We start from the raw sequence: 26,255 nt of genomic DNA on the forward strand, positions 1-26,255 counted from the left end.
CATGTTTAACACCAACAATTATCTCGATATGAGCCTAAATTAACGGCGGCTAAGGATATGATGGCCGTTTTGCAGGAACTGGCTGCGGGAATTGCGCATTCTTTCAATCCGCTCTTCTGCCATACGGTCAGCCGCTTTATAAGTAGGAATTCCATCCCTTTTAGCAATTTCAATTACTTTTTCGATATTGTTGTAAATAGTTTCAACCTTTTTCATTGCTCTTTCAGCGTTATAGCCGTAAAGCTCATCAGCAACATTGATTACACCGCCAGCATTGATGACATAGTCTGGTGCGTACACAATACCCATTTCATGGATGATATCTCCATGTTTTGTATCCTTAAGCTGGTTGTTCGCTGCTCCGGCAATAACCTTCGCTTTGATCTGAGGAATTGTTTCGTCGTTGATTACAGCACCTAATGCACATGGTGCGTAAATGTCACAGTCTACGCTGTAGATTTCATCCGGCTCAACCGCTTTAGCACCGAATTCCTCAACAGCTCTTTGTACTGCTTCCTTGTTAATATCAGTAACGATCAGCTGTGCGCCTTCTTCATGGAGGTGACGGCAAAGATTATATGCCACATTGCCCACACCTTGAACTGCGATTGTTTTTCCTTCTAGAGAATCAGTGCCAAAAGCTTCCTTAGCAGCTGCCTTCATCCCTCTGTATACGCCGTAAGCCGTTACCGGGGAAGGATTTCCAGATGAACCGAATGCTGGTGAGATCCCAGTTACATAATCAGTTTCCTCATGGATTAAGTCCATATCTGCCACAGTAGTACCCACATCTTCTGCAGTGATATATCGTCCATTCAAGCCCTGGATATAGCGTCCGAAAGCACGGAACATTTCTTCATTCTTATCCTTGCGCGGGTCGCCGATAATAACTGTCTTTCCGCCGCCAAGATTCAGGCCAGCAGCAGCATTCTTGTATGTCATACCTTTAGCAAGGCGAAGTGCATCCTCGATTGCCGCTTCTTCAGATGCATAAGTCCACATACGAGTTCCGCCCAAAGCTGGTCCAAGAGTTGTATCATGAATTGCAATGATTGCTTTCAATCCTGACTGTTTATCCTGGCAAAATACAACCTGCTCATAATCGTACTGTTCTAGATACTTGAAAATTTCCATTTCTAATTCCTCCCCTGGTTTATGTAACTTATTTAGAAGCAGAGCATAACGCCAATGCAAGTGAGTATAACTTGCTCTCAGCAGTGTCCGCCCTGGATGTTAACACGATTGGTGCTTTTGCCCCGGCAATGACTGCCCCAACCTTTGCGTTGGCAAAGTAAATTAATGATTTATAAAGGACATTTCCTACCTCGATCGCTGGGACTAACAGGATATCAGCCCTGCCGGCGACCTCACTTTTTATCCCCTTATGCTCTGCGGCAAGCTGTGAAACCGCATTATCGAGGGCTAGCGGGCCATCAACGATACATCCGGGAATTTGTCCTCTTTTGTTCATCATCGTTAATGAAGCTGCATCTACCGTGGCCTGCATAGTCGGATTGATCACTTCAACCGCTGCGAGTGGCGCCACTTTTGGCAGTTCAATCCCTATAGAATGAGCTACCTTGACAGCATTCTTGATAATTTGGGCTTTTTGATCAAGATCTGGTGCAATATTCATAGCTGCATCGGTAACGATGGTAAATCGATCGTAGCCCGGCACTTCAAATACAGCCACGTGGGAAAGCACTGCGCCGGTCCTCAGACCATATTCTTTATTTAGGACAGCCTTCAAAATAGCAGCAGTCGGGATATTCCCTTTCATCACGACATTTGCTTCTTTCGCTTTGACTGCTTTTACGGCCATTTCTGCGGCAGTATTATTATTAGGCGCGGAAATGATCATAACCCCTTTGCTGTCTCTAAGTTCTGGATGCTTAGCTGCAATCATTCTTTCGATTTCTTCCTTGTTTCCGTATAGAAGAAAATCGGCAAGCTCCCGGTTTACAGCCTGAGCAACCGCCTCTAATACCTCAGCATCTTCAGCCGCAGCGACAGCAACTGTTTTCCTGTCATTTTGGGATGCCATGCTGATAAGTGAGTCTAATTTCATGACTGATTCAACCCTTTCTGTTCTTCTCGCATCACCGCTAATTATTAATGCAAGAACTGTGCCAACTTAAAACGTTGAAAACGCTTTACTTTCGCCCAAAAATATTATGCAAAAAATTGCAGAGTGTGAAAATTATTGCATGCTATCTGCTTCAATATTATATTTTTCGAGCTTATAATATAAATTTCTGACTGAAACACCTAAAACTTTGGCTGCAGCTGTTTTATTCCCTTTTACAGCCTTAAGAGTTGAGTTAATTACCTTCGCTTCGTACTTGTCCAACTGGAGCGCAAGGGGTTCAGTCGGAATTGACTGACCTATCGTATCATCACTATCCTTTAGTTGGCTGTTCTGCAATTCAGGCAAATGCTCAATACGGATGATCGTTTCACTATAGCTCAAGAAGATAATTGCGCGACCAAGGACATTTTCAAGCTCCCTTACATTTCCGGGCCAATCATAATCTATCAACTTTTTAATGGCATCCTCAGAAACACCTTCAACGTTACGTCCATAGTCTTGATTAATTTTTCGGATCAACCTTTCACATAGGAGAGGAATATCTTCTTTCCTTCTTCTGAGAGGCGGTATATGAATCGGCATTCTGTTCAAACGATAATATAAGTCTTCTCTAAAACTGCCGTTCGCAATCGCTTTTTCAAGGTTCATATTTGTGGCGGCTATAACCCTGACATTGATTGGTACGGGTTTCGTTCCACCCACCCGGACAATTTCTCTCTCCTGTAAAACCCGGAGTAATTTGGCTTGCGTATTGGCAGGCAATTCACCGATTTCATCAAGAAAAATACTGCCGTTATTGGCTTCTTCAAAAAACCCGCGTTTACCGCCCCGTTTGGCACCTGAAAACGCTCCTTCTTCGTAGCCGAAAAGTTCGCTTTCCAGCAGCGATTCAGAAATTGCCGCGCAATTGACACGTATAAACTTGTTGAACCTGCGGTCGCTGGCATTGTGAATCGCATGTGCAAATAATTCTTTCCCTGTTCCTGATTCCCCGCGAAGGAGGACAGTTGCAGGCGTTTTCGCCCCGAGCTTCGCTTGTTCAATCGGAATCGTCATTTCTTCTGATTGGCCGATAATATCCTCAAACGAGTATTTCGCTTCAAGGGTCCTGATAATCTGCCTTGCGCGTGTCAGCTCCCGATTCAAGCTCTGGATCTCCGACATATCATGGATAACCCCGACACTTCCCTTAAGCTTTCCATCTACTATGATCGGGGCTACGTTGACAACAACTTCTTTTTTATAGGGGCCGACCCTCATCGCTGTTCCCCGGACTGGCCTTCTAGTCTTAAGTACCTTCATATGCATGCTCTCGCCTTCGGATATATCAGCGGTAGCTGGCTGCCCGATTACTTCCTCTTCTTTAAGTCCGGTTATCCTGGTATAAGCAGGATTAATTAAAATTCCCCGGCCATCCTCATCTACTACAGAAATCGCTTCATCGCTGGAGTTTATGATTGCCTGAAGCATTGTTTGAATCTCTTTTAAATTTGTTATCTCTTCCGCAAGATTCACAACTTCTGTAATATCCTTAAAAACAGAGAACGCTCCGATCAGTTGGTCATTTTCATCAATGATCGGAATTCTTGTAGTGATGATTTTCGATCCATTTGGAAGCAATAATTCCTGGTTGGACTCTGTCTTCCTCGTGTTCAAAATTCTCGGAAGCTTGCTTGTTGGTATAATTTCTAAAACATGTTGTCCTTCTGCCTGTTCTCTTGTTGTTCCGATAATTTTTTCTGCACTTTTGTTAAACAAAGTTATGGTTCCTTCTGTATTAATGACAACCATGCCATCTCCAGAAGAGTTAAAAATCAAGTCATGCTCATATGTAATTTTTCTGAGAGTTTTTATTAACTCTTCCTTTTCCTCTAAAAGGGTCGCCAATAGAAATGCGACACTGCCGGGAATCAGTACAGTGTTTTTACCGCGGGCTTCCCTTAATTCCTTGAAGACTTCCTCTTCACCGGTCACTTCAATGATGATATCCAGATGATCTGACATATATTGATGCCAATCTGTTCCGGTTTGGATGCCAGCATTTTGCGCCGCGAGTATTCCGGGGGCGTCAGGATTAAGGTCAACCACAGCTATCACATCTGCAGTCTGTTTGAAAATGTTCAGGATGGCCGTTCCACCCTTACCCGCTCCTACAATCATTACTTTCTGCATAATATCCACCACATATCCGGAAAAATATTTCATAGGTCCAATTTTCTAGTCTGCAAAATCTTTCACTATTATTGTAATTCTTTTTGTATGCGCTGACAAATTTCTTTGTTTTCTAACTCTTCTGTAAGTAATGCTCTTTGAATAACTTATATTGCGGAAAAACACGGGGTTAAGTATACTTTTTAACAGAGGACAAATAACGAGGGGAAACCAAATGGTCAGGATCATAGCATTAATCATTATGTTGATACCAGGCGTCATTGCTGCTTTAGGGGTAAAACTTATGCGAGACATGGTGTTTGGAATCTTGCAGGCGCCATTTCCTTATTTGTGGGTTCAATTCCTTGCGGGACTTCTTTTTTTCCTGGCTGGACTGGGGTTCATCGCTGGTTTTATCCTGCATCGTGATCGTAAAAGAAATAAAGTTCAGGCATTTTTTCGAATACCTGATAGCAATAAAAAGCAAAACAGGCCTTGATTTATTCAGGCCTGTTTATTTTTCCCCTTATTCTTTTCGCCTTTGCAGGATCATCTGTTATGATCGCACTGCAATCAACCTTGAACAATCTTTCCAGTTCTGTCTCTTTATTTACAGTATATGGTCTCACTTCAATCCCGCTCTTCAGGGAGGCTCTGACGATTTGATCCGGTGCAGCCCGCCAGTGAGGATGAAAGCCTTTAGCTTTTATCGACTGTGCGTAAATCCAGGGCATATATAAGCCTTCGGAAAGCAAAGGTGCGATTTCAATCTCTGGCGCAAGCAAATAGCTGTGGACAATACTGTAATGATTGAAGGATGAAATGATGATCCTGTCTGATAAGTCATAAGCCCTGACCATATTTATGACCTTTTCTTCCATGCCTTCATAAGGGATGATACTATTTTTTAATTCAATATTGCAGACCATTTTGGTTGCTGATAGCCATTCCAGTACTTCATCTAAAGTAGGAATCGTTTCTTTTTTTGGTAAAGCCTCGAATTTGAAACGGGCATCCAATTTTCTTAAATCCTTTAAATTGAAGTCCTTTACCAGTCCAGAGCCATCGGTTGTTCGATCAACCTTTTCATCATGAATCACAACCAGCTCACCGTCTCTTGTCATCTGGACATCAAGCTCCAGCCCCTCAGCACCCGCTTTTTCGGCTTCTTTAAAAGCGAGCAAAGTGTTTTCAGGATATTCGGCTGCATAGCCGCGATGTGCTAAAATAAGAGTCATAAACCATCACACCCATCTTTTCAATTTGGAGGTAAATAAATAATGAGACCATTACATATTTCCGCTGAGACCGCTGTTAAGCTTTCCGAGAAACTCGGAGTGCCTATTGAACAAATCATGCACATGCCCCAACATATCCTTATTCAAAAATTAACGGAACTTGAAAATGAAAAAGAAAAATAAATCTTAACTCCTAAAGGGTGATTCAGACTGTGGACAAACTCGATGGAAATCGAGCTTGTCTACAGTCTTTTTTGTTTGGTGGAAAAACGGGGCTGTTGATTTCTAAACTTAGCGTGGAACTAAACATAAGTCTATAACGCCTAAAGGGTTTTTTTATGAAATGATTCGCTATATATACATGATAATATGCATACTCATGGTTTACCAATTTTCAGGCATATAAAAACATCTTACTTTAGTACGGTAAGACCGTGATAAAGTAAGATGTTCCATATAATATTAAGAATAAATAGCTAAATTTGTCCTAACTCTTTCAAGAAGCTTTATGCTCAAGGCGCAGCTTGTCAGCGACCATCGCGATGAATTCGGAATTTGTCGGCTTTGCCTTTGACATCGAAACAGTATAACCAAACAGCGAAGAAATGGAATCGATATTCCCTCTGCTCCACGCCACTTCAATCGCATGGCGGATAGCACGTTCTACACGGCTTGCCGTTGTATTGAATTTCTTGGCGATATCTGGATAGAGGACTTTTGTGATCGAGCCAAGTAGTTCAATATCGTTATAAACCATTGAAATGGCCTCACGCAAGTACATATACCCTTTAATATGTGCAGGGACGCCAATTTCATGAATGATGCTCGTAATGCTTGCATCAAGGTTTTTAGGCTTTTGCTCCGCATTCAATCTGCCATAATTGATTGATGACGATGGTTTTCGCGCTACTGATTTTGCCTTGCCGCTCACCTGACGAATATGGCCTGCCAGTTGCTCCATATCGAACGGCTTGAGAATGAAATATGATGCCCCAAGGTCTACTGCTTTCTTTGTTACATCTTCCTGGCCAAACGCAGTCAGCATGATTACATTTGGAATGATTCCCTTCTTCATTTCACGAAGTCTCTCCAGGACCGCCAAACCATCAAGGTGAGGCATAATAATATCTAAGAGCAAGACATCAGGATCTGTATCTTCGAGCATTTCTAAACATTCCTGGCCATTATGGGCAACTCCAACAATCTCCATATCATCCTGAGAGGAAATATATTCCTCAAGAAGACCTACTAATTCTCTGTTGTCATCAACTACGCATACTTTTATTTTGTTCACTACTTGGTTCCTCCTCAATCCAATTATGATCACAAACATTATCTTCTCTAAATTCTATTCTAAATGACTAATTCGACAATGCAACAGAAATTCCTCTTATTTTTAATTTTTTCTTAAAAAAGTAATATTTTCTTATTAATGCTTCATTTTCCTTTGTTTTTCGACTAATTTCGATAGTTGACAAAAAAGCTTCTGGTAATTTGTCGAATAATCCTGATGCGGACATAGAAGGAGTAATAAAGATCACCCTAATATGAACAGAATTAATGAGTGGATAAAGCAGGAGTACCAAGGGTTATCGTCACATAAACGGAATTATTTTCCGGATAAATTTAAGGTTGCGATGATTATCGTCACATAAATCGTATTAATGTGCGGATAAGGCTCTTTCCTTAAAATTAAACAACTCAGCACTATTTTTTTATTCCAAGAAAATCATTACATATGTTAAACGCAAAGAAAGGGCGGCTATTTGCCGCCGCCGAATTCCTGTATTAGCTTGCCTGCTCTCTTGGTTTTTCGTAAATATCGATACCTGCTTCGTTCAGCATCCATTCTATATGAACACCATAGCCACTTGTTGGGTCATTTACAAAGACGTGGGTGACTGCTCCCACTAGCTTATCTCCCTGGATGATCGGACTGCCGCTCATTCCCTGGACGATTCCACCTGTTTTTTCCAACAGTTCCGGGTCGGTTACCTTAATGACCATCCCTTTCGTTGCTGGAAATTTCTGTGGGATGGTGCTGACAATCTCTATATCGAAAAGGTTTACTTCGTCATTATTCACGACCGTCAGGATTTTCGCCGGACCTTCTTTCACTTGGTGTGAAAGTGCAATTGGCAAGGGTTTATCAAATACGCCATTTGAAATATCTTTGTTCAGTTCGCCAAAGATTCCAAAAGGACTGTTCCTTCGGATATTCCCGATTACTTCCCGGTCAGATGAAAAGCGAGCCAGCTTTTCCCCCGGATTTCCTTTACCGCCTTTTTCAATCGAAGTAACTGTAGATCTTACGATTTGCCCATCACCAACGACGATTGGCTTCTTCGTATCCATGTCGGAAATGACATGCCCCAGTGCTCCATATTTTTTTGTCTGAGGATGATAAAAAGTCATCGTCCCAATTCCTGCAGCTGAATCGCGTATATACAACCCAAGCTTATAGGTGTTTTCATTAATATCCTTTTCTGGCTGTAGTTGAGTTTTGATTTTTTCATTTTCCCTTTTTATTACAACATTCAACGGCTTGCCATCTTCACCAGCTTGCTTTACAAACGGGCCGACGTCGGCCATTTTTTCAATTTGCTGTCCATTGATTTCTGTGATGATATCGCCTTTTTTTATGCCTGCTTTTTCACCTGGTGAAACCCTTCCTTCATCAGCCTGAACCTGGTGATGCCCGACCACAAGGACACCAACCGTGTTCAGCTTTACTCCTATTGATTGACCGCCTGGCCTGACCTTGAAATCCTTTAGGACATTGACATCGACTTTTTTAACCGGAAATCCGGCTAGTTCAAGGACCATTTCATCCTTCCCATGTCTTTTCGCCTCTAGAGACAAGGTTTCACCTTTTTGGTCCACTGCGATATTTGAGTCTTTTACGGGAGCTGTAACTTGGACTGCATTCGCCTGGAAATCAAGCTTTTGCCCCTCGAATAATGTTATATCTCCTGGAATAGATAAATATTCATGTACTGGTTTTGCAAATCCTAAAGCAATTAATGAAACAAGGAGAATTCCACCAATAAATTTTCTGAGAAAATCCTTTTTCAAATCCATTCACTCTCCTCGCTTCTAGTCCAAACACATCGAAAATGGCTACATCTTTAATTTTGCCTCGACTCCCCGCATTTATAACCTGTATAAAAATAAAAAAGCTACCCATTATGGATAGCTTTTCATGTAACTGCCTTCATATTCTGGGCAAGCTTCAGCAATTCTTCAGCATGCTGTTTCGTGAGGTCCGTAACTTCAACCCCTGATATCATTCTGACGATTTCCTTTACCTTCTCAGAGGAAGAAAGTGGAGTGACGGATGTTTTTGTCCTGCCATTCTTTATGACTTTTGCGATATACAGGTGAGTATCAGCCATCGCTGCGACTTGAGGTAGATGCGAAATGCACAGAACCTGTGATCCAGTCGACACACTATAGATTTTTTCGGCAATCGATTGTGCAACCCGGCCGCTGACTCCTGTGTCCACTTCATCGAAAATGATCGAAGTAACACCCTGATGTTTTGAGAAGATACTTTTCAGTGCGAGCATGATCCGCGAAAGTTCTCCTCCTGATGCAATTTTTGACAAAGGCTTCAGTGGTTCGCCTGGATTCGTCGAGATATAAAATTCAACCTTATCTCCACCGTTTTTATGAAAATGGTCAGAATCCGCGTCGATTCTTAGGTCGAATACCGTCTTTTCCATATACAGTTCTTTAAGTTCTTTATGGATTAATTTTGTGAGTTTTTTCGCCCATTTCCTGCGAGTTTGAGTCAGGTTATTGGCCTCTATACGCAAATCCTTCTTAAGGGATGCAAGCTCCTTTTCCATCTGGCCAATATGGACTTCTTTATTTTGCAGTGTCTCAATTTCTTCTTCGATTTTCGAGGAATACTCAAGGATTTCTTCTATCGTTTTCCCATATTTACGCTTCAATTGATTGATTTCATTTAGTCTGTCCTCGATTTCAATCAAGCGCTGCGGGTCGTATTCAAGGGAATCAAGTTCATTCCTGATCGTCCTCGCTGCGTCTTCCAGCATATAGAAACTGTTCGCTACAGTGTCAGCAACATTTTTATAGTCTGGATCCAGATCAGCTGCATTCTGAAGATTATCCATTACTAAACCAATCCAGTCAAGGCCCTTTTGCTCTCCCTGCAAAGCCGAATAACTGGTCTGAATGCTCTCGTAAATCTTTTCGAAGTTGCCAAGCTTACGCTTCTCTTCAAGAAGCTCCTCATCCTCGTTCATCTTTAGGTCCGCTGAGAGGATTTCATCATGTTGGAACTGGATCAAATCAAGTCTATGGGCCATTTGCTGTTCATTTTCACTTAAGCTTTTCAGCTTTTTCTGCGTTTGTTCAAATGAACGGAAAACCTGCTGGTATTCATGAAGGGCAGGCAGGATTTCATCTGCACCAAATTGGTCAAGCAGATTAATATGCTTTGTCTCATCCATCAATTCCTGGTGCTCATGCTGACCATGAATATCAATCAAGGTCGAACCTACTTCACGCAGGGTTGCGATTGTGACAAGTTTGCCATTAATTCGGCAGACGCTTTTTCCACTCGCCGAAATATCTCTTCTTAAGACAATCATGGCATCTTCAATCTCGATGCCAAACTCAGCTGCTTTTCCATAGCTCGGATGATTTTCGCCTTCCAAATGGAACAAACCTTCAATTTCAGCTTTGTCTTCGCCGTGTCGGACGAATTCTGCTGAGCCCCGTCCGCCAACGAGCAGGTGGATGGCATCAATGATGATGGATTTCCCAGCCCCTGTTTCACCTGTGAGTACGGTAAGGCCTTTATTAAAAGAAACGGATAATGATTCAATTATTGCGAAGTTTCGTATCGATAATTCATTTAACAAGCAAACGTCACCTCATTTACAGCATATCGAGAAAACGATTTGTGACTTGCTCAGTATCCTCTGGAGTACGGCAAATAATCAAGATGGTATCGTCTCCACAAATCGTGCCAAGAATATCTTCCCAATCAAGATTATCAATCAGTGCGCCGATCGCATTGGCATTTCCCGGCAGTGTTTTCATTACTAAAAGATGGCCTGCCTGGTCAATCCGGATAAAAGCATCCATTAACGACCTTTTTAATTTTTGCAATGGATTGAAACGCTGATCTGCAGGAAGACTGTATTTGTATCTGCCATCAATCAAAGGAACCTTTACAAGATGTAGCTCCTTGATGTCACGTGAAACTGTCGCCTGTGTAACGTTAAAACCGGCAGCTTTCAATCGATCGACGAGTTCATCTTGCGTCTCGATATCTTTACTCGCGATTAATTCACGGATTTTTATATGTCGCTGTCCTTTATTCATAAATATCACCCCTGGATATATCCGAAACATTCATATACTCATATGTTAGCCGATTTCAACAGAATGTACAATCATTCGTGGACTTTCGGCAAAAGTTATCGTTGGAATTGACGAAGTGGTGAACTTCCTGCAAAGAGAAGTGGTTACGGAAATATCAAGTTGAAAATTTGGCCTCTTTTAAAATCACACAAAAAAGAACAGGCTAATTCAGCCTATTCTTCTTCGCTAGTTTGCTTTGATTTTAGTTCATTATGCGCTTCAGTTACGACTGATTCAGGCTCGGTCTTCAGCAACAGCCTGCCTTTTTCTTCTGCGGTGTTGTTCCACTGAAGATGTAGCAGGAATTCGATATTGCCATCACCGCCTGTGATCGGTGAGAAGCTTAGATCCATAACATCATAGCCCTCTTCTATCGAAAAAGAAATGATTCTGTCCAAAACTTGTTTGTGGACCTTCCTGTCACGTACGATACCTTTTTTGCCTACTTGTTCTCTTCCAGCCTCAAATTGCGGCTTGACGAGAGCGACGACATCGCCGCCTGTTACCAGCAAGGTTTTTAACACAGGCAATATCAGCCGAAGTGATATGAAAGATACATCTATGCTTGCGAAATTCGGCATCCCTTTAATAAGATCCTCCGGTTTCACATATCGGAAGTTTGTCCGCTCCATCACGACGACACGATCATCCTGACGCAGCTTCCAGGCAAGCTGGTTGTAGCCGACATCCAAGGCATAAGACATCTCAGCACCATTTTGAAGGGCGCAGTCGGTAAAACCACCAGTAGAAGCTCCAATATCCAACAGTGTTTTTCCTTGAACATCTAGGTCAAAAACCTTCAATGCCTTTTCAAGCTTCAGTCCTCCACGGCTCACATATGGCAGGACATTTCCCTTTACAGTCAGGGGAATGTCACTGCTAACCTTTTCACCAGGCTTGTCCAGTCGGTTTTCATTGGAGTAGACGAGCCCCGCCATGATTGTCCGTTTGGCCTTTTCCCTCGTTTCGGCAAGACCGCGTTCAACAAGCAGTACATCTAATCGTTCTTTTTTGATTTTCATTTGCTACGCCCTTTTTTGTTTCTGTCTCGCAAGCTTCTGCATTCGCAAGACGACATCTTCTGTTGTCATTCCAATTTCCTCAAGAAGCTTATCAACACTGCCATGCTCAATGAATTGATCTGGGATTCCCATCCTGTCGATTTCTACATGCTGATATCCCAGGTCATGCGATGTTTCGAGCACGAAGCTGCCGAATCCACCCTGAAGGACAGCCTCCTCAATCGTAAGGATCGGCATGTTATCATTCAGGATGCCTGCCAGCATCTCTTCATCCAGAGGCTTGATAAAACGGGTATTGACTACTTTTACTGATATACCCTGCTTAGCAAGAATCTCCGCTGCCTCCATAGCCATAGGTATCGTCGTTCCGAATGTCAGGATGGCTGCGTCTTCACCTTCACGAAGCACTTCCCAGGTTCCGATTGGGATTTCTTTCAACTCTTCATCCATTGGTACACCCAATCCATTGCCTCGTGGATAACGCATCGCAATCGGACCTTCATCATACTTTAAGGCCGTGTATACCATATGTTGTCCTTCATTTTCATCTTTCGGCATCATCAATACCATATTAGGCAAATGCCTTAAAAAGGCGATATCAAATACGCCCTGGTGCGTTTCTCCATCAGCGCCAACGAGTCCGGCACGGTCAATGCCAATAAAGACATTTAAGTTCTGGCGGCAAATATCATGGACCACCTGATCATAAGCCCGCTGCAAGAAGGTTGAATAGATCGCCAGGAATGGCTTCATATTTTGTGTTGCCAGTCCGGCTGCAAAAGTAGCCGCATGCTGCTCAGCAATCCCGACGTCAATCATTCTGTCAGGGAATTCGCTGGCAAAGCCCTCAAGCTTTGAACCAACAGGCATAGCAGGCGTTACAGCAACGATACGTTCGTCCGTCCTCGCGATTTTCCTTACTGTCTCACTAACCAGCTTACTCCAGGCTGGAGGTGAGAATTCTGGCTTCACAAAATCACCGGTTTCCATTTTATAAGGTCCGGTTCCATGCCAAGTGCCAATTTTATCGTTTTCAGCAGGATTATATCCCTTGCCTTTTTTCGTGATCACATGCAACAGTACAGGCCCTTCCTGCTTTTTTGCATATGCAAGGTTTTCAAACAGGTCGTCGTAATCATGACCATCTACTGGTCCAAGATAGGTGAATCCTAATTCCTCGAAAAAGATCCCTGAGACAAACAGATATTTTAAGCTGTCCTTTATCCTTTCGGCAGTCGCTGCGAGCTGACCGCCAATAGCAGGCACCTTTTTTAACAAGTATTCAAGTTCATCTTTAACCCAATGGTACTTACCTGCGGTCCGAAGGCGGCCAAGTACACTATGCAAAGCTCCCACATTAGGTGCAATCGACATTTCGTTATCATTCAAAATGACAATCAGCTTCTTCTTTTCATGCCCGATGTGATTCAAGGCCTCTAAAGCCATTCCACCTGTTAGGGCACCATCACCGATAATCGGAACGATGTGGGAATCTTCCCCCTTCAGGTCCCGGGCAATCGCCATCCCCATAGCAGCTGATAGTGAAGTTGAACTATGACCTGTTTCCCAGACATCATGCTCACTTTCAATCATCTTTGGAAAACCGCACAGTCCTTTATGCTGCCTTAACGTATCAAATTGACATCCTCTTCCGGTCAGGATTTTATGTACGTATGATTGATGGCCAACATCCCAAAGAAATTTATCCTTCGGGCTGTCAAAACACTTATGAAGGGCAATCGTTAATTCGACAACACCAAGATTAGGTCCTATGTGTCCGCCTGTAACTGATAGTTTTTCAATTAAAAACTGCCGAATCTCCCTGCTTACCTCTTCCAATTCCTTATTCGAAAGATTTTTTAAGAAGGAAGGGTCTTTTATTGATAAAAGATCCATTTCGGACCACTCACTTTCATTTCTGACTTATTATTCCGCATTGTTTATTCATATTCTGAAAAAGTTGTTAGTAATAACATATATTAAGTAATGAAAGGTTTTCAAGCACTACCTGAAAATACAGCGTCTATTTTTCTAAATTATGTAAAAAAAACTGCCAACACTACCGTGCTAACAGCCAATTATAGCACACTATTTCACTGTTCTCAACGATTGCTTTAATGGTTACGCAGTCCAATCAAATCGGTGATCTGGTCAAGAATCCCAACCTCAAGTCCGCTTTTGGCAAGTGAATCTTTCGCGCTTCGCAAATGATAATCAAGCGCTTCTTTGGCTCCTGCTAGCCCAAGCAAAGCAGGATAAGTGCTTTTTTCGTTAGCTGTATCGCTGCCAACCGGCTTGCCGATCATTTCTTCAGTACCCTCAAGGTCGAGGATATCATCACGTATCTGGAATGCAAGGCCAATATGATAAGCAAACTTGGACATTATTTCCTTTTGCTCCGCAGTTGCCCCGGCAATTTCTGCGCCAGCAATGATACTGTACTCGAGCAATTTTCCTGTTTTATTAATATGGATATATTCAAGCTGCTCAAGAGTCAGCTCTTTATTTTCCCCTTCCATATCTGCTACCTGGCCGCCCACCATACCAGGAGCACCAGCGGCAGCTGATAATCCCTTGATCAAGGCAAGCTTAACAGTTGCAGGTGCGGCATTCTCAGGAATATTTGCCAGCATGTTGAAACTCAATGTCAATAAAGCGTCACCTGCAAGGATCGCAGTCGCTTCACCGAATACTTTATGGTTCGTCGGCTTTCCTCTTCTCAAATCATCATCATCCATACTCGGCAGATCATCGTGAATAAGTGAATAGGTATGGACCATTTCGATTGCCGCGGCAGCATCAAGACCATCTTGCGGATCTTTCCCGAATGCGTCCATTACAGCGAAAACGAGTAGCGGACGGATCCTTTTCCCGCCTGCTTGCAATGAATAAAGCATTGCCTTAGCGAGATTCTCCGGTGTCTCTAGGGCACCAACAACCTCTTGTAGCCGTTCCTCTACAAGTGTCTTATATTTTTGTGTAAAAGAATCAAGTGAAACAGGATGCAATACTATTCCTCCTCATTTATGGAGAAACCTTCAGTCCGTCCATCTTCAGTAATGATCTGGGCCAATTGTTCTTCCACATTCTTTAGCTTATCATGGCAAAGCTTGGATAATTCCATTCCTTCTTTATAAAAAGAGATCGCTTCTTCCAAAGGCACGTCGCCTTCTTCAAGTTTTTCAACTATAGTTTCCAGTTGCTCCATCGCCTGTTCAAAACTTAGCTTTTTTTCATCTGCCATCATTTTCACTCTCCTTGATATCTGTCACGACACATTGAATGCTTCCATCAGAAAGCTTCACCTTTATTTTCCGTTCAGGTTTTACCTGGGTGACTGTTTTGATCAGTTCTCCATCATCTGTGTATGCAAGGCTATAGCCTCGGTCCATGATCTTTAACGGGCTTAAGGCTTCAAGCGTAGACACGATTCCATCGAACTCTTTTCGCTTTTCAGATAAGACGGCCGTCATTGCCCTATTTAAAGCCCTCGTAGTCCTTACATGCCTTTCAGCAGACACTTTCCTCAGTTCTTCTGGGTGACTTCGTTCTAATCTTCTTTTCAGTTGCAGAAGTGCATCATTTTTTGCAAAATAAAGCTTTTCAGCTCCACGAGTCAGCGATTCCGTCAGCTTGTCCACTTGTTCAAGTTTTTGTTCATAAAGCTTCCTTGGATAACGGAAGGCATATGACCTGATCAGCCGCTGATAGCGCTCCTGCTGGAAGAACACTTTCTCCCTCATCGCCCTCATCAGTCTTGTTTCCCTGTTCATTACCCTCTCAATAAGCTCCTGGATATGAGGGACAGCCAGCTCCGCAGCTCCAGTTGGAGTCGGCGCTCTCATGTCTGCGACAAAGTCAGCGATCGTGAAGTCTGTTTCATGGCCGACTGCTGAAATAATAGGAATTTTCGAGGCAAAAATTGCCCTGGCAACTGATTCCTCATTAAAATTCCATAATTCCTCTATCGATCCGCCCCCGCGGCCGATGATCAGAACATCAATATCTGTCCTTGCATTCGCCTTCTCGATTGCCCTCACTATCGATGGGCCTCCCTGGTCACCCTGAACAAGGGCTGGGAAAATCATCACCTTCGTAATAGGATATCTTCTTTTAATCGTTGTTAATATATCCCGGATTGCTGCCCCAGTTGGGGAAGTGACAATGCCCACTGCTTTTGGATATTTCGGAATAGGCTGCTTGTATTTTGGAGAAAAAAGGCCTTCTTGCTCAAGCTTCTTCTTCAGCTGCTCATAAGCAACAAATAAATCGCCAACTCCATCCGTTTTCATTTCTTTTATGTATACCTGGTACTGGCCACTGCCTTCGTACACAGAGATATCTCCTCTGACCAGAACCTTCATGCCATTCTCAGGCTTGAACTTCATGGACCTGGCGGCACCCGCGAACATGACAGCAAGTATTCGGGCTTTCTCATCCTTGAGGGTAAAATACATATGCCCGCTCGAATGCCTTTTAAAGTTGGAAATTTCCCCTTTGATATAAACGCCCTGAAGATGCGGATCGGCATCGAATTTTCGTTTTATGTATTTGGTTAACGCGTTGACGGTTAGATAACGCTGATTATCCATTGGTAAACTCCTTTTGTGGTACATATATGTATCATAAAAAACTGCCCATACCCATTATAAATTTAGAATCCCGATTCGTCACTTAACATAAGTGGATTTTCAGTTTCTAACTTATAACAGATATGGACAGAATCACGCCTTATAGATTTGAATTTTGAAGTCTATTCAAATGGTTCTTTGCGGACTTCATTGTATTGAACATCAACATGGCGATGGTCATTGGACCAACACCCCCAGGCACAGGAGTGATATATCCGGCTTTTTCTTTGACTTCATCATAAGCTACATCACCGCATAGCTTGCCTTGATCATCGCGGTTCATGCCCACATCGATGACCACAGCCCCTGGCTTGATATGGTCAGCGGTAATCAAGCCTGCTTTTCCGACTGCTGCTATGACTACATCTGCCTGTTTCGTATGTTCCTTTAAGTCTTTTGTCCTCGAATGGCAATATGTAACTGTTGCATTTTCATTCAAGAAAAGTTGGCCAGCCGGCTTTCCGACAATATTGCTCCTGCCGACCACAACTACATGCTTCCCGGCAAGATCCATCTCTATTTCCTTCATCATTACCATTACACCATATGGCGTGCACGGTAAAAAAGCATCCTGGCCCGTCATCATCCGACCAATATTGATTGGATGAAAGCCATCAACATCTTTTTCAGGGGAAATAGCTTCTATCAGATTTTTTTCATTGATGTGATCTGGAAGCGGCAGCTGAACCAAAATGCCATGAATGTCTTCATCACGATTGAGTTCGTCTATTTTAGCCAATAGTTCCTGTTCCGTAATGGAGACAGGATATTCAATCAGGACATTATGCATACCAAGTTCTCTTGCAGTTTTTTGCTTGCTGTTGACATAGGTTCTTGATGCCTGGTTATCACCGACAAGTATCACAGCCAGGCCCGGAGTTACTCCCTGGTTCTTCAACTCCTGAACCTGATCGGCGATTTCAAGTTTCTTCTTTTTAGCAATTTCTTTTCCATCAATAATACTAGCAGCCATACTTTCTCCCCCTATGTGATCAGGGAAGGTCCAACCTGCCTGCTTCCAATGGTTTTTAGGAAATGCTCTGCTTTACTTTTGACAGAACACCATTAATAAATCGGCTTGATTGGTCATCCCCATATAATTTAGCAATTTCGATCGCTTCATCAAGAACGACATTCATCGGTACATCTTCGTTGCAATACTTCAATTCGTATACGGCAAGGCGCAGAAGATTCCGGTCTACAGCTGCAAGCCTGTCGAGAGACCACTTTTCTAAGTACACCTTGATCTCCTCATCGATTTCCTGCTGATGCTGAACCGTACCGTTCACAAGCTTGTTCAGATAATCATCCCCAGCTTCTTCTTCAAGCACATGTTCAATCGCGTCTGAAACCTCTACCTTGCTTATATCAATCTGGAATAAGGCTTGTAATGCCTTTTCTCGTGCTGTTCTTCTTTTCATTGAATTCCTTAGCTCCTTTATGGCTTGTCTGATTCTAACAAAATAATAGCATATCATATCTCTTTACGCATGGTTTCCTATTATTTTTCACTTTTTAGAAAAAAGTTAATCAAAACAAGCGGAAATATCTCTTGGTGGCTAAGAATTTTATGAATTCAGCATAGAGACTAACGCCTTGAGCCAGCCCCCGTGGCAGTGTAGTGTTGTCCTTCAACAGGCTTTAGCTTATTAGTGTGGTGATTTGTCCGAACATGGGTGCACTTCGGACAAATTCTCTTCTTCATCACGTGGTTTTGTCCGAACATGGGTCTACTTCGGACAAATTTCCCTCTTCTTCACGTGATTTTGTCCGAACACGGGTGCACTTCGGACAAATTTCCCTCTTCTTCACGTGATTTTGTCCGAACATGGGTCTACTTCGGACAAATTTTCCTCTTCTTCACGTGACTTTGTCCGAACATGGGTACACTTCGGACAAATCTTCTTCTTCATCACGTGGTTTTGTCCGAACATGGGTCTACTTCGGACAAATTTTCCTCTTCATCACGTGATTTTGTCCGAACATGGGTCTACTTCGGACAAATTTTCTTCATCACGGGGTTTTGTCCGAACACGGGTGCACTTCGGACAAATTCCCCTCTTCTTCACGTGATTTTGTCCGAACATGGGTACACTTCGGACAAATTTTCTTCTTCATCACGTGGTTTTGTCCGAACATGGGTGCACTTCGGACAAATTTCCCTCTTCATCACGTGGTTTTGTCCGAACATGGGTCTACTTCGGACAAATTTTCCTCTTCATCACGTGACTTTGTCTGAACTCTAGCTAACTTCGGATTACTAAAACCTAAACATTGGAGAAAAATTTCCCGAACTACAAAAAAAACCAAAGGCATGCATAATTATGCCTTTGGTTCGGTGGTTAAACTTCTTGTTCGACTTCAGGTTCTACTTTTTGGTTTTCGAACTGGACGCCAACTACATGGATATTTACTTCAGTTGCATCGAGTGCAGTCATGTTCAATAGTGCCTGGCGGATGTTATCCTGGATTTTTTGAGCAACCACAGGAATGGAAACGCCAAACTTCATGACACAATAAACATCAACCTTGATTCCTTCTTCGGCAAGCTCGACCTTTACACCTTTGCCGTGATTTTTCTTGCCTAGTCTTTCAACCACTCCAGCCGCGAAGCTGCCGCGCATTTGCGTGACACCTTCTACTTCGGATGCAGCGATGCTTGCAATGACTTCAATTACTTCAGGTGCAATTTCCACTTTCCCTAAGCCGTTCTCATCATGGCTCATTTCAAGTAAATGTTGCTGTTCACTCATGGCTAGAACCTCCTGTTATTCTTCTTTCATAACATCATACATTTCCAAAAACTTCGTATTGAACTGCCCTTCCACGAATTTCTCATGATTCAGCAGCTTGAGATGGAACGGGATGGTTGTGTGGATGCCTTCAACCACAAACTCACCAAGCGCTCTCTTCATGCGGTCAATCGCCTCTTCCCGGCTGCTTCCATAAGTAATGACCTTCGCAATCATTGAATCATAGTAAGGCGGGATCGTATAACCAGGATATGCCGCTGAGTCTATTCTAACACCAAATCCGCCTGGAGGGAGATACATTTTGATTTTACCCGCTGATGGCATGAAGTTTTTCGCAGGATTTTCTGCGTTGATGCGGCATTCAATCGCCCATCCATTGAACTCTACGTCTTCCTGCTTAAGGTTCAGCCTTTCACCTGAGGCAATCTTGATCTGTTCTTTGATCAAGTCGACGCCTGTTACCATTTCAGTTACAGGATGTTCAACCTGTATCCGCGTATTCATCTCCATGAAATAAAATTTACGATTGCGATAATCATAAATAAATTCTACCGTGCCGGCGCCAGTATAATCAACTGCTTTTGCCGCTTTGACTGCAGCTGCGCCCATTTCAGCCCTTATCTCACCGTCAAGTGCAGGTGATGGTGTTTCTTCAAGAAGCTTTTGAAGACGCCTCTGGATTGAGCAATCACGCTCGCCGAGATGAATGGTATGGCCATAGCTGTCTGCAAGCACCTGGATTTCAACGTGGCGGAAGTCTTCGATATATTTTTCAATATAAACACCCGGGTTCCCGAATGCTGTCATCGCTTCCTGCTGGGTGATATTGATCCCTTTGATCATCTCCTGCTCCGTCCTGGCAACGCGGATTCCCTTGCCTCCGCCTCCAGCAGTCGCTTTGATGATGACAGGATATCCGATGTCGTTAGCAAGGCTGACAGCATCTTCCGTGCTCTCAATGATCCCCTGTGATCCGGGAACGATTGGAACATTCGCCTGCTTCATTGTTTCCCTTGCGACATCTTTAGTCCCCATTTTTTGAATTGCTTCAGGAGATGGTCCGACGAAAATGATGTTGCACTCTCTGCAAAGCTCAGCGAAATCTGCATTTTCAGCAAGGAAACCATATCCAGGATGGATGGCGTCACAACCAGTCAATTTCGCTACGCTGATAATATTCGTGAAATTCAAATAGCTGTCTTTTGATGCTTTCGGACCAATACAATATGCTTCATCAGCAAGCTGTACATGGAGTGATTCTTTGTCAGCCTCAGAGTATACGGCTACAGATTCGACTCCCAATTCCCTGCAGGCACGGATGACCCGGACTGCGATTTCTCCTCTATTGGCTATCAGTAATTTTTTTATCATCAATATCGCTCCTTATTCGGGCTTGACCAGGAATAAAGCTTGGCCGTATTCAACCAGCTGGCCGTCTTTAACAAGAACTTCAACAATTTCCCCATTCACTTCTGCTTCGATTTCGTTGAAGAGCTTCATTGCTTCTACTATGCATACAATTGAATCTTTGCTGACCTTTGAGCCTGCTTTTACATATGCATCTGCTTCAGGAGAAGAAGATTGATAGAAAGTCCCAACCATTGGTGAAACGATCTTATGTAAATTGGAAGTATCTTGGGTTTCTTCCTGCTTCACTTCCTGCACAGCTGCCGCTTCGACCTTAGGCTCAGTGCGTGGCGCTTCCTGAACTGCCGGTACTGGCTGTGGAGCAGGTGCTGGTGCAGCTGGCTGAACGTGCTCAACTACAGATTTGACTGCTCCATGCTTCTTCATCTTGATTTTTGATCCTTCATATTCATATGAAAATTCGTCAATGCTTGATTGGTCCACTAATTTGATTAACTCTCTGATTTCCTGTACTTTTAACATCTTTAGGCACCCCTTGTCCATTTCATAATTAAGACTAGATACTAACACTATACGATAATACCATGTAAAAATTCAATATGTAACGCTGTTTCTTGTCTTCCTTCTCTATTTTAATATTTTCTGAAAAAAAAGTGAATTCATACGACAGGAATCCCGAAATTTCTAGCGAATATAACATTAGTTTGAAATTTAGAGGAGACTACAATTGATGAAAAGTATTGAAGAAATTAAGAGAAGATGATTTGGAAAGAAAAAATTCTTTAATCGTCAAAGCCACTTTGGTGTCTGTTATTTTGGCGACAGTTGTTGATATTGCAATGCAGAAGGAACTTGCAGTAATTCTTTCCATCATAGTTGGTGGTGGAGCCGGAGTCGGAGTTGTCGCAATGCTCCACTATACCAAAAAGCTGACGAATTTCATCCCTTATCTTTCCGTTATCATAGTTTCCGCTGTACTGTTTTTAATTATGGAAACTAGCGTTTCACCTACTGCCTACACCCTTCTTTACTTTATCCTTGCTGCTGCAGCAATCTACATGGACAGGAAATTACTGATCTTAGCTTCCGGTCTCGGGTTTGTAATTATTACGGCATTCACATTGATGCATAACCACGAGCTGCCTTTGGAAACGAAAAACTATGTAACCATTTATCTATTGTATATGCTGGTCACAGTCATGCTTGGCTTCCAGTTTTCCATCTCCAAAAAGCTCGCTCAAACGATTGAGTCAGCACAGCAGGAAACAGAGAGTCTGTTGATGAAAGATTTAGAGACACGCAAAGTAATCGAAAGCAATACAAGGAGCATTGCAACGCTTATAGATGATGTCAGATTCAAGAGCAAGGAAAATTATCAATCTTCCATTGAAATGACCCAGTCCGTGACAGAAATATCTGCAGGAATCAATATTCAATCTGATTCAGTTGTCGACATTACTCAATCCCTTGAAAAAACAAATCAGGTCATCTCCAGGACATCTGAGCTTGTCAAAAAACTGCATCAGGACTCAATGGCGGCAGAAAAGGTCTCAGATAAAGGCGATGAGCTGATGTCCAGCCTTATTTCAGAATTGACAGCTTCCTATGAAAATATGCAGAATGTCAACACACACATCTTGTCTCTTTCCGCGTTGATCAAGGAAACAACCAGCTTTGCAGCGGATATCCAGGGAATTGCTTCCCAAACTAATTTGCTGGCACTGAACGCATCGATCGAGGCTGCCCGTGCAGGAGACAGCGGAAAAGGATTCGCCGTTGTTGCCGAAGAAGTAAGGAAACTCGCTGACATCACAAGTAATACAGCGACCCAAATTACCGAAAACTTAAAAAGCGTAATGAGTGATACTTCTAAAACAAAAGAAGGAGTTAACCTGACAGCTGAAAAACTTACACAAAACCTCGAATTAGCAGCAGAGACAATGGAAGCATTTGAAACAATACACCAGACTTTCAAAGTTTTGAAGAGTGATATCTCTGAGCAGGAGGGATTGACAAAAACTATCTTGGATTCATCGATGGCAATCGAAAGTTCCATTACAGGTTTCAGCTCCGTCATTCAGCAGGCAAGCGCTGCGTTGGAGGAAATTTCATCATCAGCTATTTCGCAGAGTGAACATCATGAACATTTATTTAAATCCGTTGAAGCAGCACATCAATCTTTGGGTAACCTAATTAAGCTGCAGCAAAAATAAAGGGAAGGCCATCGCCTTCCCTTTTACTTATTGTTCTTTTATTTTGGCTCTTTTCTCAAACTTTGTTGCTATTGAATACAAGATTGGATTGAATTATCTATATTCCTTCGTAAAGTTGACACTTCATAGAGAAAAGAGCATGCAAACTTCATACCGACCTGCAAAATGGGTATATATTACGTTAAAATCGGCTTTTGGATTTTAACAACAATCGTACCGCAAACAGCCTTTATTTTACAGGCTCAAATTGTACAGCGACCGGCTGTAATGACCCAAGCTCCGTGCGCACCATCTGGATGATTTCATTGGCTGCAGATGCTGAATGTTCCTGAGCTTTTACTGTAATTCTGACATTTTCTCCGTCAGCACGGACAAGGGCATCTTCATAGCCCATTGATGTAATTAATGTTTCGAGAATCTGTTCTTTTTGTGAAATAGCATCAAGTTGATTCATTTTATCAATTGCTGCGCTTCTTTCTTCCGCCGGCAAGTCAGTTGTTGCTGCTACTGTCTGCAGCTCTTCTTTTTGTTTTGTACGCTGTTCTTCAAGCTTCATGCGAAGGGCCTCAAACTTTTCATCGCTTGCAACGCCAGAGATGACTGTTTTGCCATCCTTGGATTCTGTTGCTGCCGTCTCTTTTTCTTCAGCCTTTTGCTCTTCGACACCAGCCAGGTCTGCTTTTTGCTGTTCAGGTGAAGTAATATAATACACCGACAGCACCACTACAAGACTTAACATTGTCAATAACCAAACTGTTTGCTTTTTCAATAACATCTATTATTCCCCCTTAGATTTTTTAGGCATGACTGCCACACGATGGTTCGGTACATCCAAAGCCCTTGTAACGGCCTCGATAATCCATTTTTTTACTTGTATATTTTCGGCACCCTTGGCTACGACGACGACACCTCTGATTTCCGGCTTCTTTGTCTCCAGAACGATAGGAACCTCCTTTTCACCATTGCGGATGATGACCAGCTGCTCATCCTGTGAAGCGTCCTGAACCTTGCGTTTGCCGCCTTCACGATCGGTTTCATCCGTCGTCTGTGACTGGATCACCGTGTTCTTCTCCAGAACCTTTTTCTCAGTGGCATCTACATTTACGAAGACTGTGACATCCCCAACGCCATTTATTCCTTCAAGTACTTCTGTCAGCTGAGCTTCATAAGCCTCTTCATACTCGGAAATGACGTCATTTCCTGCCGATTTCTTTTGCCCGAATACGGCCGTATCCTCTTCAGTCTCTGTATCCTTAGTGGCTTTAACTGCCATATCAGGCTTTTGATCTCCAAGAATATTGCTTATGAGCATGATTGCTGCCCCGAACAGAACGACAATCATTAAGTATTGGTATTTGCCAGATTTCTTATCTGGCGGCCCGTCCTTGCCGCTCAATTGTTTCTTAAGCCAGCTTATTGGGCCTTTCTCATTGTCCATGCTCGTCACTCCCCCCTTCTATCATTATTTGAATAGACTTTTCAGGAACATTCCATTTCTCTGACAGAAGAGAAGATATTTGATCTGTGTTCTGAGAGGTTTGTTTTGATGGAAGGGGTGCGTTCGTATCAATTTCTACTTCTCTTACTACTGCCACAGTCTCTCCCTCATCTTCGGCTTTCTTCACATGCACGATGACATACTCCAGGTTTTCAGGGAAAGGCCGCTGATCCTGATCATTTACTTCAAGCTCGATATTAGCAATCTCCATTCCTTGCTGGTCCATCAACTCCTCCTCTGCGGCTGTTTTCAATTGGACAGCCATTGTTTCTAAAATATATGCATGCTGGGATGCTTGTATTTCTTTTTTCTGAAATTCTATTGAATTTTTTATATTTTCATCCTCCACACTATTAAATTGGCCGATTGAAGCAATCGCTGATTCAAAGTCAGAAGTAAACAGTTTCATGACCGGGGACAGGATGATGGCGATTAATATCAAGCCAGTGACGATTTTCGTATATTTCTGAAAGCTGGAATTAGGCAGCAGCATGTCAAGGACAGTCGCCAGGAGGATGAAGATAATAATATTGGTAATCCACTCTTTTATAAAATCCATTTCTTCTCCCCCTTTACCTCACCATCATCGTTAGATTTCCAGCGGCAATAATGACCGTGATCGTCAGGAAAAACATCAAGGAAACAATCCCAAGCGCAGCAAATACATAGATGATACTTTTGCTGATGATATCCAGACAGGTAATGACTGGTCCGGCTCCCAATGGCTGCAGGATAGCGGCTGCGAATTTATAAATAAACGCGACCATTAGAATTTTCACTGCTGGAAAAGCAGCTATAATCAGCAAAATAGCCACACCGGCCAAACCGACCGTATTTTTAAGCAGCATCGATGCGCTGATGACAGTGTCCGTGGCATCAGTGAACACACGTCCAATAACGGGAACAAAATTGCCGGTAATGAATTTAGCCGTTTTTACAGTGACTCCATCTGTAACTGCTGAGGATGCCCCCTGGACGGAAATGACACCCAGAAATACGGTCAGTAAAATCCCCAGCAGCCCGACACTCCAGTTACGGAGCATACTGGCCAACTGTGTGACCTTGTAATGGTCAGAAAGGATGCTGACGATACTGAGCAGTGTCGAAAGAAATAAGAGCGGCAGGACGACATACTGGATGAACATGCCGCTGGTGTTCATCATAAAAAGAATGACTGGATGGAAAAAAGCTGCCGATATCAGACCGCCGGATGTTGCCATCAGGGCCAGGAGCAGCGGAATCAAAGCCAGAATGAATTGAATCATTGTACTTATCGTGTCATTTGTGTAATCAACGACAACATGGAAACTGTTGAGCGCAATTATGATGAGAACCATGAACACAATTGAATAGGCAACCTTGCTGATTGTGCTTTTTTCAAAGGAATTTTGCAGGGCTTGAAGAAACATGCTGAATACGGTGAGCAATATCAGCGAACCTAACAATTTCCCATTGACGATAAACTCATGGAATGCAAAGTTCAGTATGCCTTTGAACCATTCTTTCAGTGAAAACTTTTTTTCACCGCTGATGAAATCATATAGACTGCCTTTCTGGCTTTCTGGTAAATAGCCATCATATTTATTGATGATATCCTCCCAGAATCCTTTCAGTTCATCGATATTCAAGTCCTCAAGCTGGGCTCCGGCGATTTTATCCGGATTGATCAATGTGTTGGTTTTCTCTTCGTCACCAGCAGCTTGTACAACCGGTATGAAAAAAATTAACTGGATCAATACAATGCCAAGTATGAACTGCAATCGCTGCTTCAACTATAGTCACCTCTTCCAAGAAAAGCGTAAGCGCCTCGTTCAGCCCCGACAGGCATAAGACGGACGGCGAGGAGGCAGTTTCCCAGCCAGGCAGCTGCCCCGAAAATACTTCCTGCAGCCTTG

25 protein-coding genes are annotated in these 26,255 nt (G+C 42.9%); 3 read left to right on the top strand and 22 right to left on the bottom strand.

Features of this window, described 5'->3' with window-relative positions:
• Positions 1-39: 39 nt before the first annotated feature.
• From bcd to AC0VX7_RS16425, 3 genes are all read right to left on the bottom strand, one after another.
• The gene (bcd, locus tag AC0VX7_RS16415) at positions 40-1,134 is read right to left on the bottom strand and encodes a branched-chain amino acid dehydrogenase (protein ID WP_041967922.1); all 1,095 of its coding nucleotides are present in this window, start codon (positions 1,132-1,134) and stop codon (positions 40-42) included.
• Positions 1,135-1,162: 28 nt separating this feature from the next.
• A complete protein-coding gene (gene yqiS, locus AC0VX7_RS16420; protein WP_475425073.1) occupies positions 1,163-2,068 on the bottom strand; it encodes a phosphate butyryltransferase in 906 nt (301 codons plus the stop codon).
• A 132-nt stretch (positions 2,069-2,200) separates the two neighbouring features.
• A complete protein-coding gene (locus AC0VX7_RS16425; protein ID WP_475425074.1) occupies positions 2,201-4,261 on the bottom strand; it encodes a sigma-54 interaction domain-containing protein in 2,061 nt (686 codons plus the stop codon).
• 214 nt (positions 4,262-4,475) lie between these two features.
• Between AC0VX7_RS16425 and AC0VX7_RS16430 the strand changes: the two genes are divergently transcribed.
• The gene (locus tag AC0VX7_RS16430) at positions 4,476-4,739 is read left to right on the top strand and encodes a DUF2627 domain-containing protein (RefSeq protein ID WP_475425075.1); all 264 of its coding nucleotides are present in this window, start codon (positions 4,476-4,478) and stop codon (positions 4,737-4,739) included.
• A gap of 1 nt (position 4,740) precedes the next feature.
• Here the strand turns inward: AC0VX7_RS16430 and AC0VX7_RS16435 are convergent, their stop codons facing one another.
• On the bottom strand, positions 4,741-5,478 hold the full coding sequence (locus AC0VX7_RS16435; RefSeq protein ID WP_475425076.1) for a glycerophosphodiester phosphodiesterase: 738 nt from the start codon (positions 5,476-5,478) through the stop codon (positions 4,741-4,743).
• A 42-nt stretch (positions 5,479-5,520) separates the two neighbouring features.
• On the opposite strand from AC0VX7_RS16435, the gene AC0VX7_RS16440 reads away from it, so the two are divergent.
• Entirely contained in the window at positions 5,521-5,661 is a 141-nt protein-coding gene (locus AC0VX7_RS16440; RefSeq protein WP_475425077.1) for a YycC family protein, read from the top strand.
• Between the two features lie 313 nt (positions 5,662-5,974).
• On the opposite strand, the gene spo0A is transcribed toward AC0VX7_RS16440, so the two are convergent.
• From spo0A to accB, 14 genes are all read right to left on the bottom strand, one after another.
• A complete protein-coding gene (gene spo0A / locus AC0VX7_RS16445) occupies positions 5,975-6,772 on the bottom strand; it encodes a sporulation transcription factor Spo0A (protein ID WP_041967927.1) in 798 nt (265 codons plus the stop codon).
• A gap of 494 nt (positions 6,773-7,266) precedes the next feature.
• Complete coding sequence (spoIVB, locus tag AC0VX7_RS16450; RefSeq protein WP_475428182.1) at positions 7,267-8,553, bottom strand: SpoIVB peptidase; 1,287 nt, start codon at positions 8,551-8,553, stop codon at positions 7,267-7,269.
• 125 nt (positions 8,554-8,678) lie between these two features.
• Entirely contained in the window at positions 8,679-10,370 is a 1,692-nt protein-coding gene (gene recN, locus AC0VX7_RS16455; RefSeq protein WP_475425078.1) for a DNA repair protein RecN, read from the bottom strand.
• A 16-nt stretch (positions 10,371-10,386) separates the two neighbouring features.
• Positions 10,387-10,836, bottom strand: a complete 450-nt coding sequence (gene ahrC, locus AC0VX7_RS16460; protein WP_215026605.1) for a transcriptional regulator AhrC/ArgR — start codon at positions 10,834-10,836, stop codon at positions 10,387-10,389.
• Positions 10,837-11,048: 212 nt separating this feature from the next.
• Positions 11,049-11,897 carry a TlyA family RNA methyltransferase gene (locus AC0VX7_RS16465; protein WP_475425079.1) on the bottom strand — a complete coding sequence of 283 codons (849 nt, stop codon included), beginning with the start codon at positions 11,895-11,897 and terminating at the stop codon, positions 11,049-11,051.
• 3 nt (positions 11,898-11,900) lie between these two features.
• Positions 11,901-13,793 carry a 1-deoxy-D-xylulose-5-phosphate synthase gene (dxs, locus tag AC0VX7_RS16470; RefSeq protein WP_475425080.1) on the bottom strand — a complete coding sequence of 631 codons (1,893 nt, stop codon included), beginning with the start codon at positions 13,791-13,793 and terminating at the stop codon, positions 11,901-11,903.
• A gap of 218 nt (positions 13,794-14,011) precedes the next feature.
• Entirely contained in the window at positions 14,012-14,905 is an 894-nt protein-coding gene (locus AC0VX7_RS16475; RefSeq protein WP_475425081.1) for a polyprenyl synthetase family protein, read from the bottom strand.
• 2 nt (positions 14,906-14,907) lie between these two features.
• Entirely contained in the window at positions 14,908-15,141 is a 234-nt protein-coding gene (locus AC0VX7_RS16480) for an exodeoxyribonuclease VII small subunit (protein WP_041967937.1), read from the bottom strand.
• Entirely contained in the window at positions 15,131-16,489 is a 1,359-nt protein-coding gene (gene xseA / locus AC0VX7_RS16485; RefSeq protein ID WP_215034741.1) for an exodeoxyribonuclease VII large subunit, read from the bottom strand. The genes AC0VX7_RS16480 and xseA overlap by 11 nt, the downstream gene beginning before the upstream one ends.
• 139 nt (positions 16,490-16,628) lie before the next feature.
• Positions 16,629-17,501, bottom strand: a complete 873-nt coding sequence (gene folD / locus AC0VX7_RS16490; protein WP_475425082.1) for a bifunctional methylenetetrahydrofolate dehydrogenase/methenyltetrahydrofolate cyclohydrolase FolD — start codon at positions 17,499-17,501, stop codon at positions 16,629-16,631.
• A gap of 55 nt (positions 17,502-17,556) precedes the next feature.
• On the bottom strand, positions 17,557-17,949 hold the full coding sequence (nusB, locus tag AC0VX7_RS16495; protein ID WP_041967936.1) for a transcription antitermination factor NusB: 393 nt from the start codon (positions 17,947-17,949) through the stop codon (positions 17,557-17,559).
• Positions 17,950-18,870: 921 nt separating this feature from the next.
• Entirely contained in the window at positions 18,871-19,281 is a 411-nt protein-coding gene (locus tag AC0VX7_RS16500) for an Asp23/Gls24 family envelope stress response protein (RefSeq protein ID WP_023627378.1), read from the bottom strand.
• Between the two features lie 15 nt (positions 19,282-19,296).
• Positions 19,297-20,652 carry an acetyl-CoA carboxylase biotin carboxylase subunit gene (gene accC / locus AC0VX7_RS16505; RefSeq protein ID WP_475425083.1) on the bottom strand — a complete coding sequence of 452 codons (1,356 nt, stop codon included), beginning with the start codon at positions 20,650-20,652 and terminating at the stop codon, positions 19,297-19,299.
• Between the two features lie 12 nt (positions 20,653-20,664).
• A complete protein-coding gene (gene accB / locus AC0VX7_RS16510; RefSeq protein ID WP_475425084.1) occupies positions 20,665-21,171 on the bottom strand; it encodes an acetyl-CoA carboxylase biotin carboxyl carrier protein in 507 nt (168 codons plus the stop codon).
• A 242-nt stretch (positions 21,172-21,413) separates the two neighbouring features.
• On the opposite strand from accB, the gene AC0VX7_RS16515 reads away from it, so the two are divergent.
• Positions 21,414-22,862 (top strand): methyl-accepting chemotaxis protein, encoded by a 1,449-nt coding sequence (locus AC0VX7_RS16515; RefSeq protein ID WP_475425085.1) that lies wholly within the window; start codon positions 21,414-21,416, stop codon positions 22,860-22,862.
• Between the two features lie 229 nt (positions 22,863-23,091).
• On the opposite strand, the gene AC0VX7_RS16520 is transcribed toward AC0VX7_RS16515, so the two are convergent.
• Genes AC0VX7_RS16520 through spoIIIAE form a run of 4 tightly spaced genes read right to left on the bottom strand, consistent with a single transcriptional unit; the run spans position 23,092 to position 26,132 of the window.
• Positions 23,092-23,637: a SpoIIIAH-like family protein gene (locus AC0VX7_RS16520; RefSeq protein ID WP_215036972.1), complete on the bottom strand. Its 546-nt coding sequence runs from the start codon at positions 23,635-23,637 to the stop codon at positions 23,092-23,094.
• Positions 23,638-23,640: 3 nt separating this feature from the next.
• On the bottom strand, positions 23,641-24,300 hold the full coding sequence (gene spoIIIAG, locus AC0VX7_RS16525; protein ID WP_475425086.1) for a stage III sporulation protein AG: 660 nt from the start codon (positions 24,298-24,300) through the stop codon (positions 23,641-23,643).
• Positions 24,290-24,919 (bottom strand): stage III sporulation protein AF, encoded by a 630-nt coding sequence (gene spoIIIAF / locus AC0VX7_RS16530; protein WP_475425087.1) that lies wholly within the window; start codon positions 24,917-24,919, stop codon positions 24,290-24,292. Before spoIIIAF ends, spoIIIAG begins: the two co-directional genes overlap by 11 nt.
• Before the next feature lie 13 nt (positions 24,920-24,932).
• Positions 24,933-26,132 (bottom strand): stage III sporulation protein AE, encoded by a 1,200-nt coding sequence (gene spoIIIAE / locus AC0VX7_RS16535; RefSeq protein WP_475425088.1) that lies wholly within the window; start codon positions 26,130-26,132, stop codon positions 24,933-24,935.
• Between the last annotated feature and the right edge of the window lie 123 nt (positions 26,133-26,255).

It is taken from the genome of Mesobacillus sp. QJM3NY_10 (assembly GCF_056173465.1).

Excerpts from the sequence above, each read along its gene's own strand:
- spoIIIAF (WP_475425087.1), bottom strand. The coding sequence starts at position 24,919 with ATGGATTTTATAAAAGAGTGGATTACCAATATTATTATCTTCATCCTC.
- AC0VX7_RS16430 (WP_475425075.1), top strand. The coding sequence starts at position 4,476 with ATGGTCAGGATCATAGCATTAATCATTATGTTGATACCAGGCGTCATT.
- bcd (WP_041967922.1), bottom strand. The coding sequence starts at position 1,134 with ATGGAAATTTTCAAGTATCTAGAACAGTACGATTATGAGCAGGTTGTA.
- folD (WP_475425082.1), bottom strand. The coding sequence starts at position 17,501 with ATGGCTGCTAGTATTATTGATGGAAAAGAAATTGCTAAAAAGAAGAAA.
- ahrC (WP_215026605.1), bottom strand. The coding sequence starts at position 10,836 with ATGAATAAAGGACAGCGACATATAAAAATCCGTGAATTAATCGCGAGT.
- AC0VX7_RS16425 (WP_475425074.1), bottom strand. The coding sequence starts at position 4,261 with ATGCAGAAAGTAATGATTGTAGGAGCGGGTAAGGGTGGAACGGCCATC.
- AC0VX7_RS16440 (WP_475425077.1), top strand. The coding sequence starts at position 5,521 with ATGAGACCATTACATATTTCCGCTGAGACCGCTGTTAAGCTTTCCGAG.
- accB (WP_475425084.1), bottom strand. The coding sequence starts at position 21,171 with ATGTTAAAAGTACAGGAAATCAGAGAGTTAATCAAATTAGTGGACCAA.
- AC0VX7_RS16480 (WP_041967937.1), bottom strand. The coding sequence starts at position 15,141 with ATGGCAGATGAAAAAAAGCTAAGTTTTGAACAGGCGATGGAGCAACTG.
- xseA (WP_215034741.1), bottom strand. The coding sequence starts at position 16,489 with ATGGATAATCAGCGTTATCTAACCGTCAACGCGTTAACCAAATACATA.
- accC (WP_475425083.1), bottom strand. The coding sequence starts at position 20,652 with ATGATAAAAAAATTACTGATAGCCAATAGAGGAGAAATCGCAGTCCGG.
- yqiS (WP_475425073.1), bottom strand. The coding sequence starts at position 2,068 with ATGAAATTAGACTCACTTATCAGCATGGCATCCCAAAATGACAGGAAA.
- nusB (WP_041967936.1), bottom strand. The coding sequence starts at position 17,949 with ATGAAAAGAAGAACAGCACGAGAAAAGGCATTACAAGCCTTATTCCAG.
- spoIIIAG (WP_475425086.1), bottom strand. The coding sequence starts at position 24,300 with ATGGACAATGAGAAAGGCCCAATAAGCTGGCTTAAGAAACAATTGAGC.
- AC0VX7_RS16465 (WP_475425079.1), bottom strand. The coding sequence starts at position 11,897 with ATGAAAATCAAAAAAGAACGATTAGATGTACTGCTTGTTGAACGCGGT.
- dxs (WP_475425080.1), bottom strand. The coding sequence starts at position 13,793 with ATGGATCTTTTATCAATAAAAGACCCTTCCTTCTTAAAAAATCTTTCG.
- AC0VX7_RS16500 (WP_023627378.1), bottom strand. The coding sequence starts at position 19,281 with ATGAGTGAACAGCAACATTTACTTGAAATGAGCCATGATGAGAACGGC.
- AC0VX7_RS16520 (WP_215036972.1), bottom strand. The coding sequence starts at position 23,637 with ATGTTATTGAAAAAGCAAACAGTTTGGTTATTGACAATGTTAAGTCTT.
- AC0VX7_RS16435 (WP_475425076.1), bottom strand. The coding sequence starts at position 5,478 with ATGACTCTTATTTTAGCACATCGCGGCTATGCAGCCGAATATCCTGAA.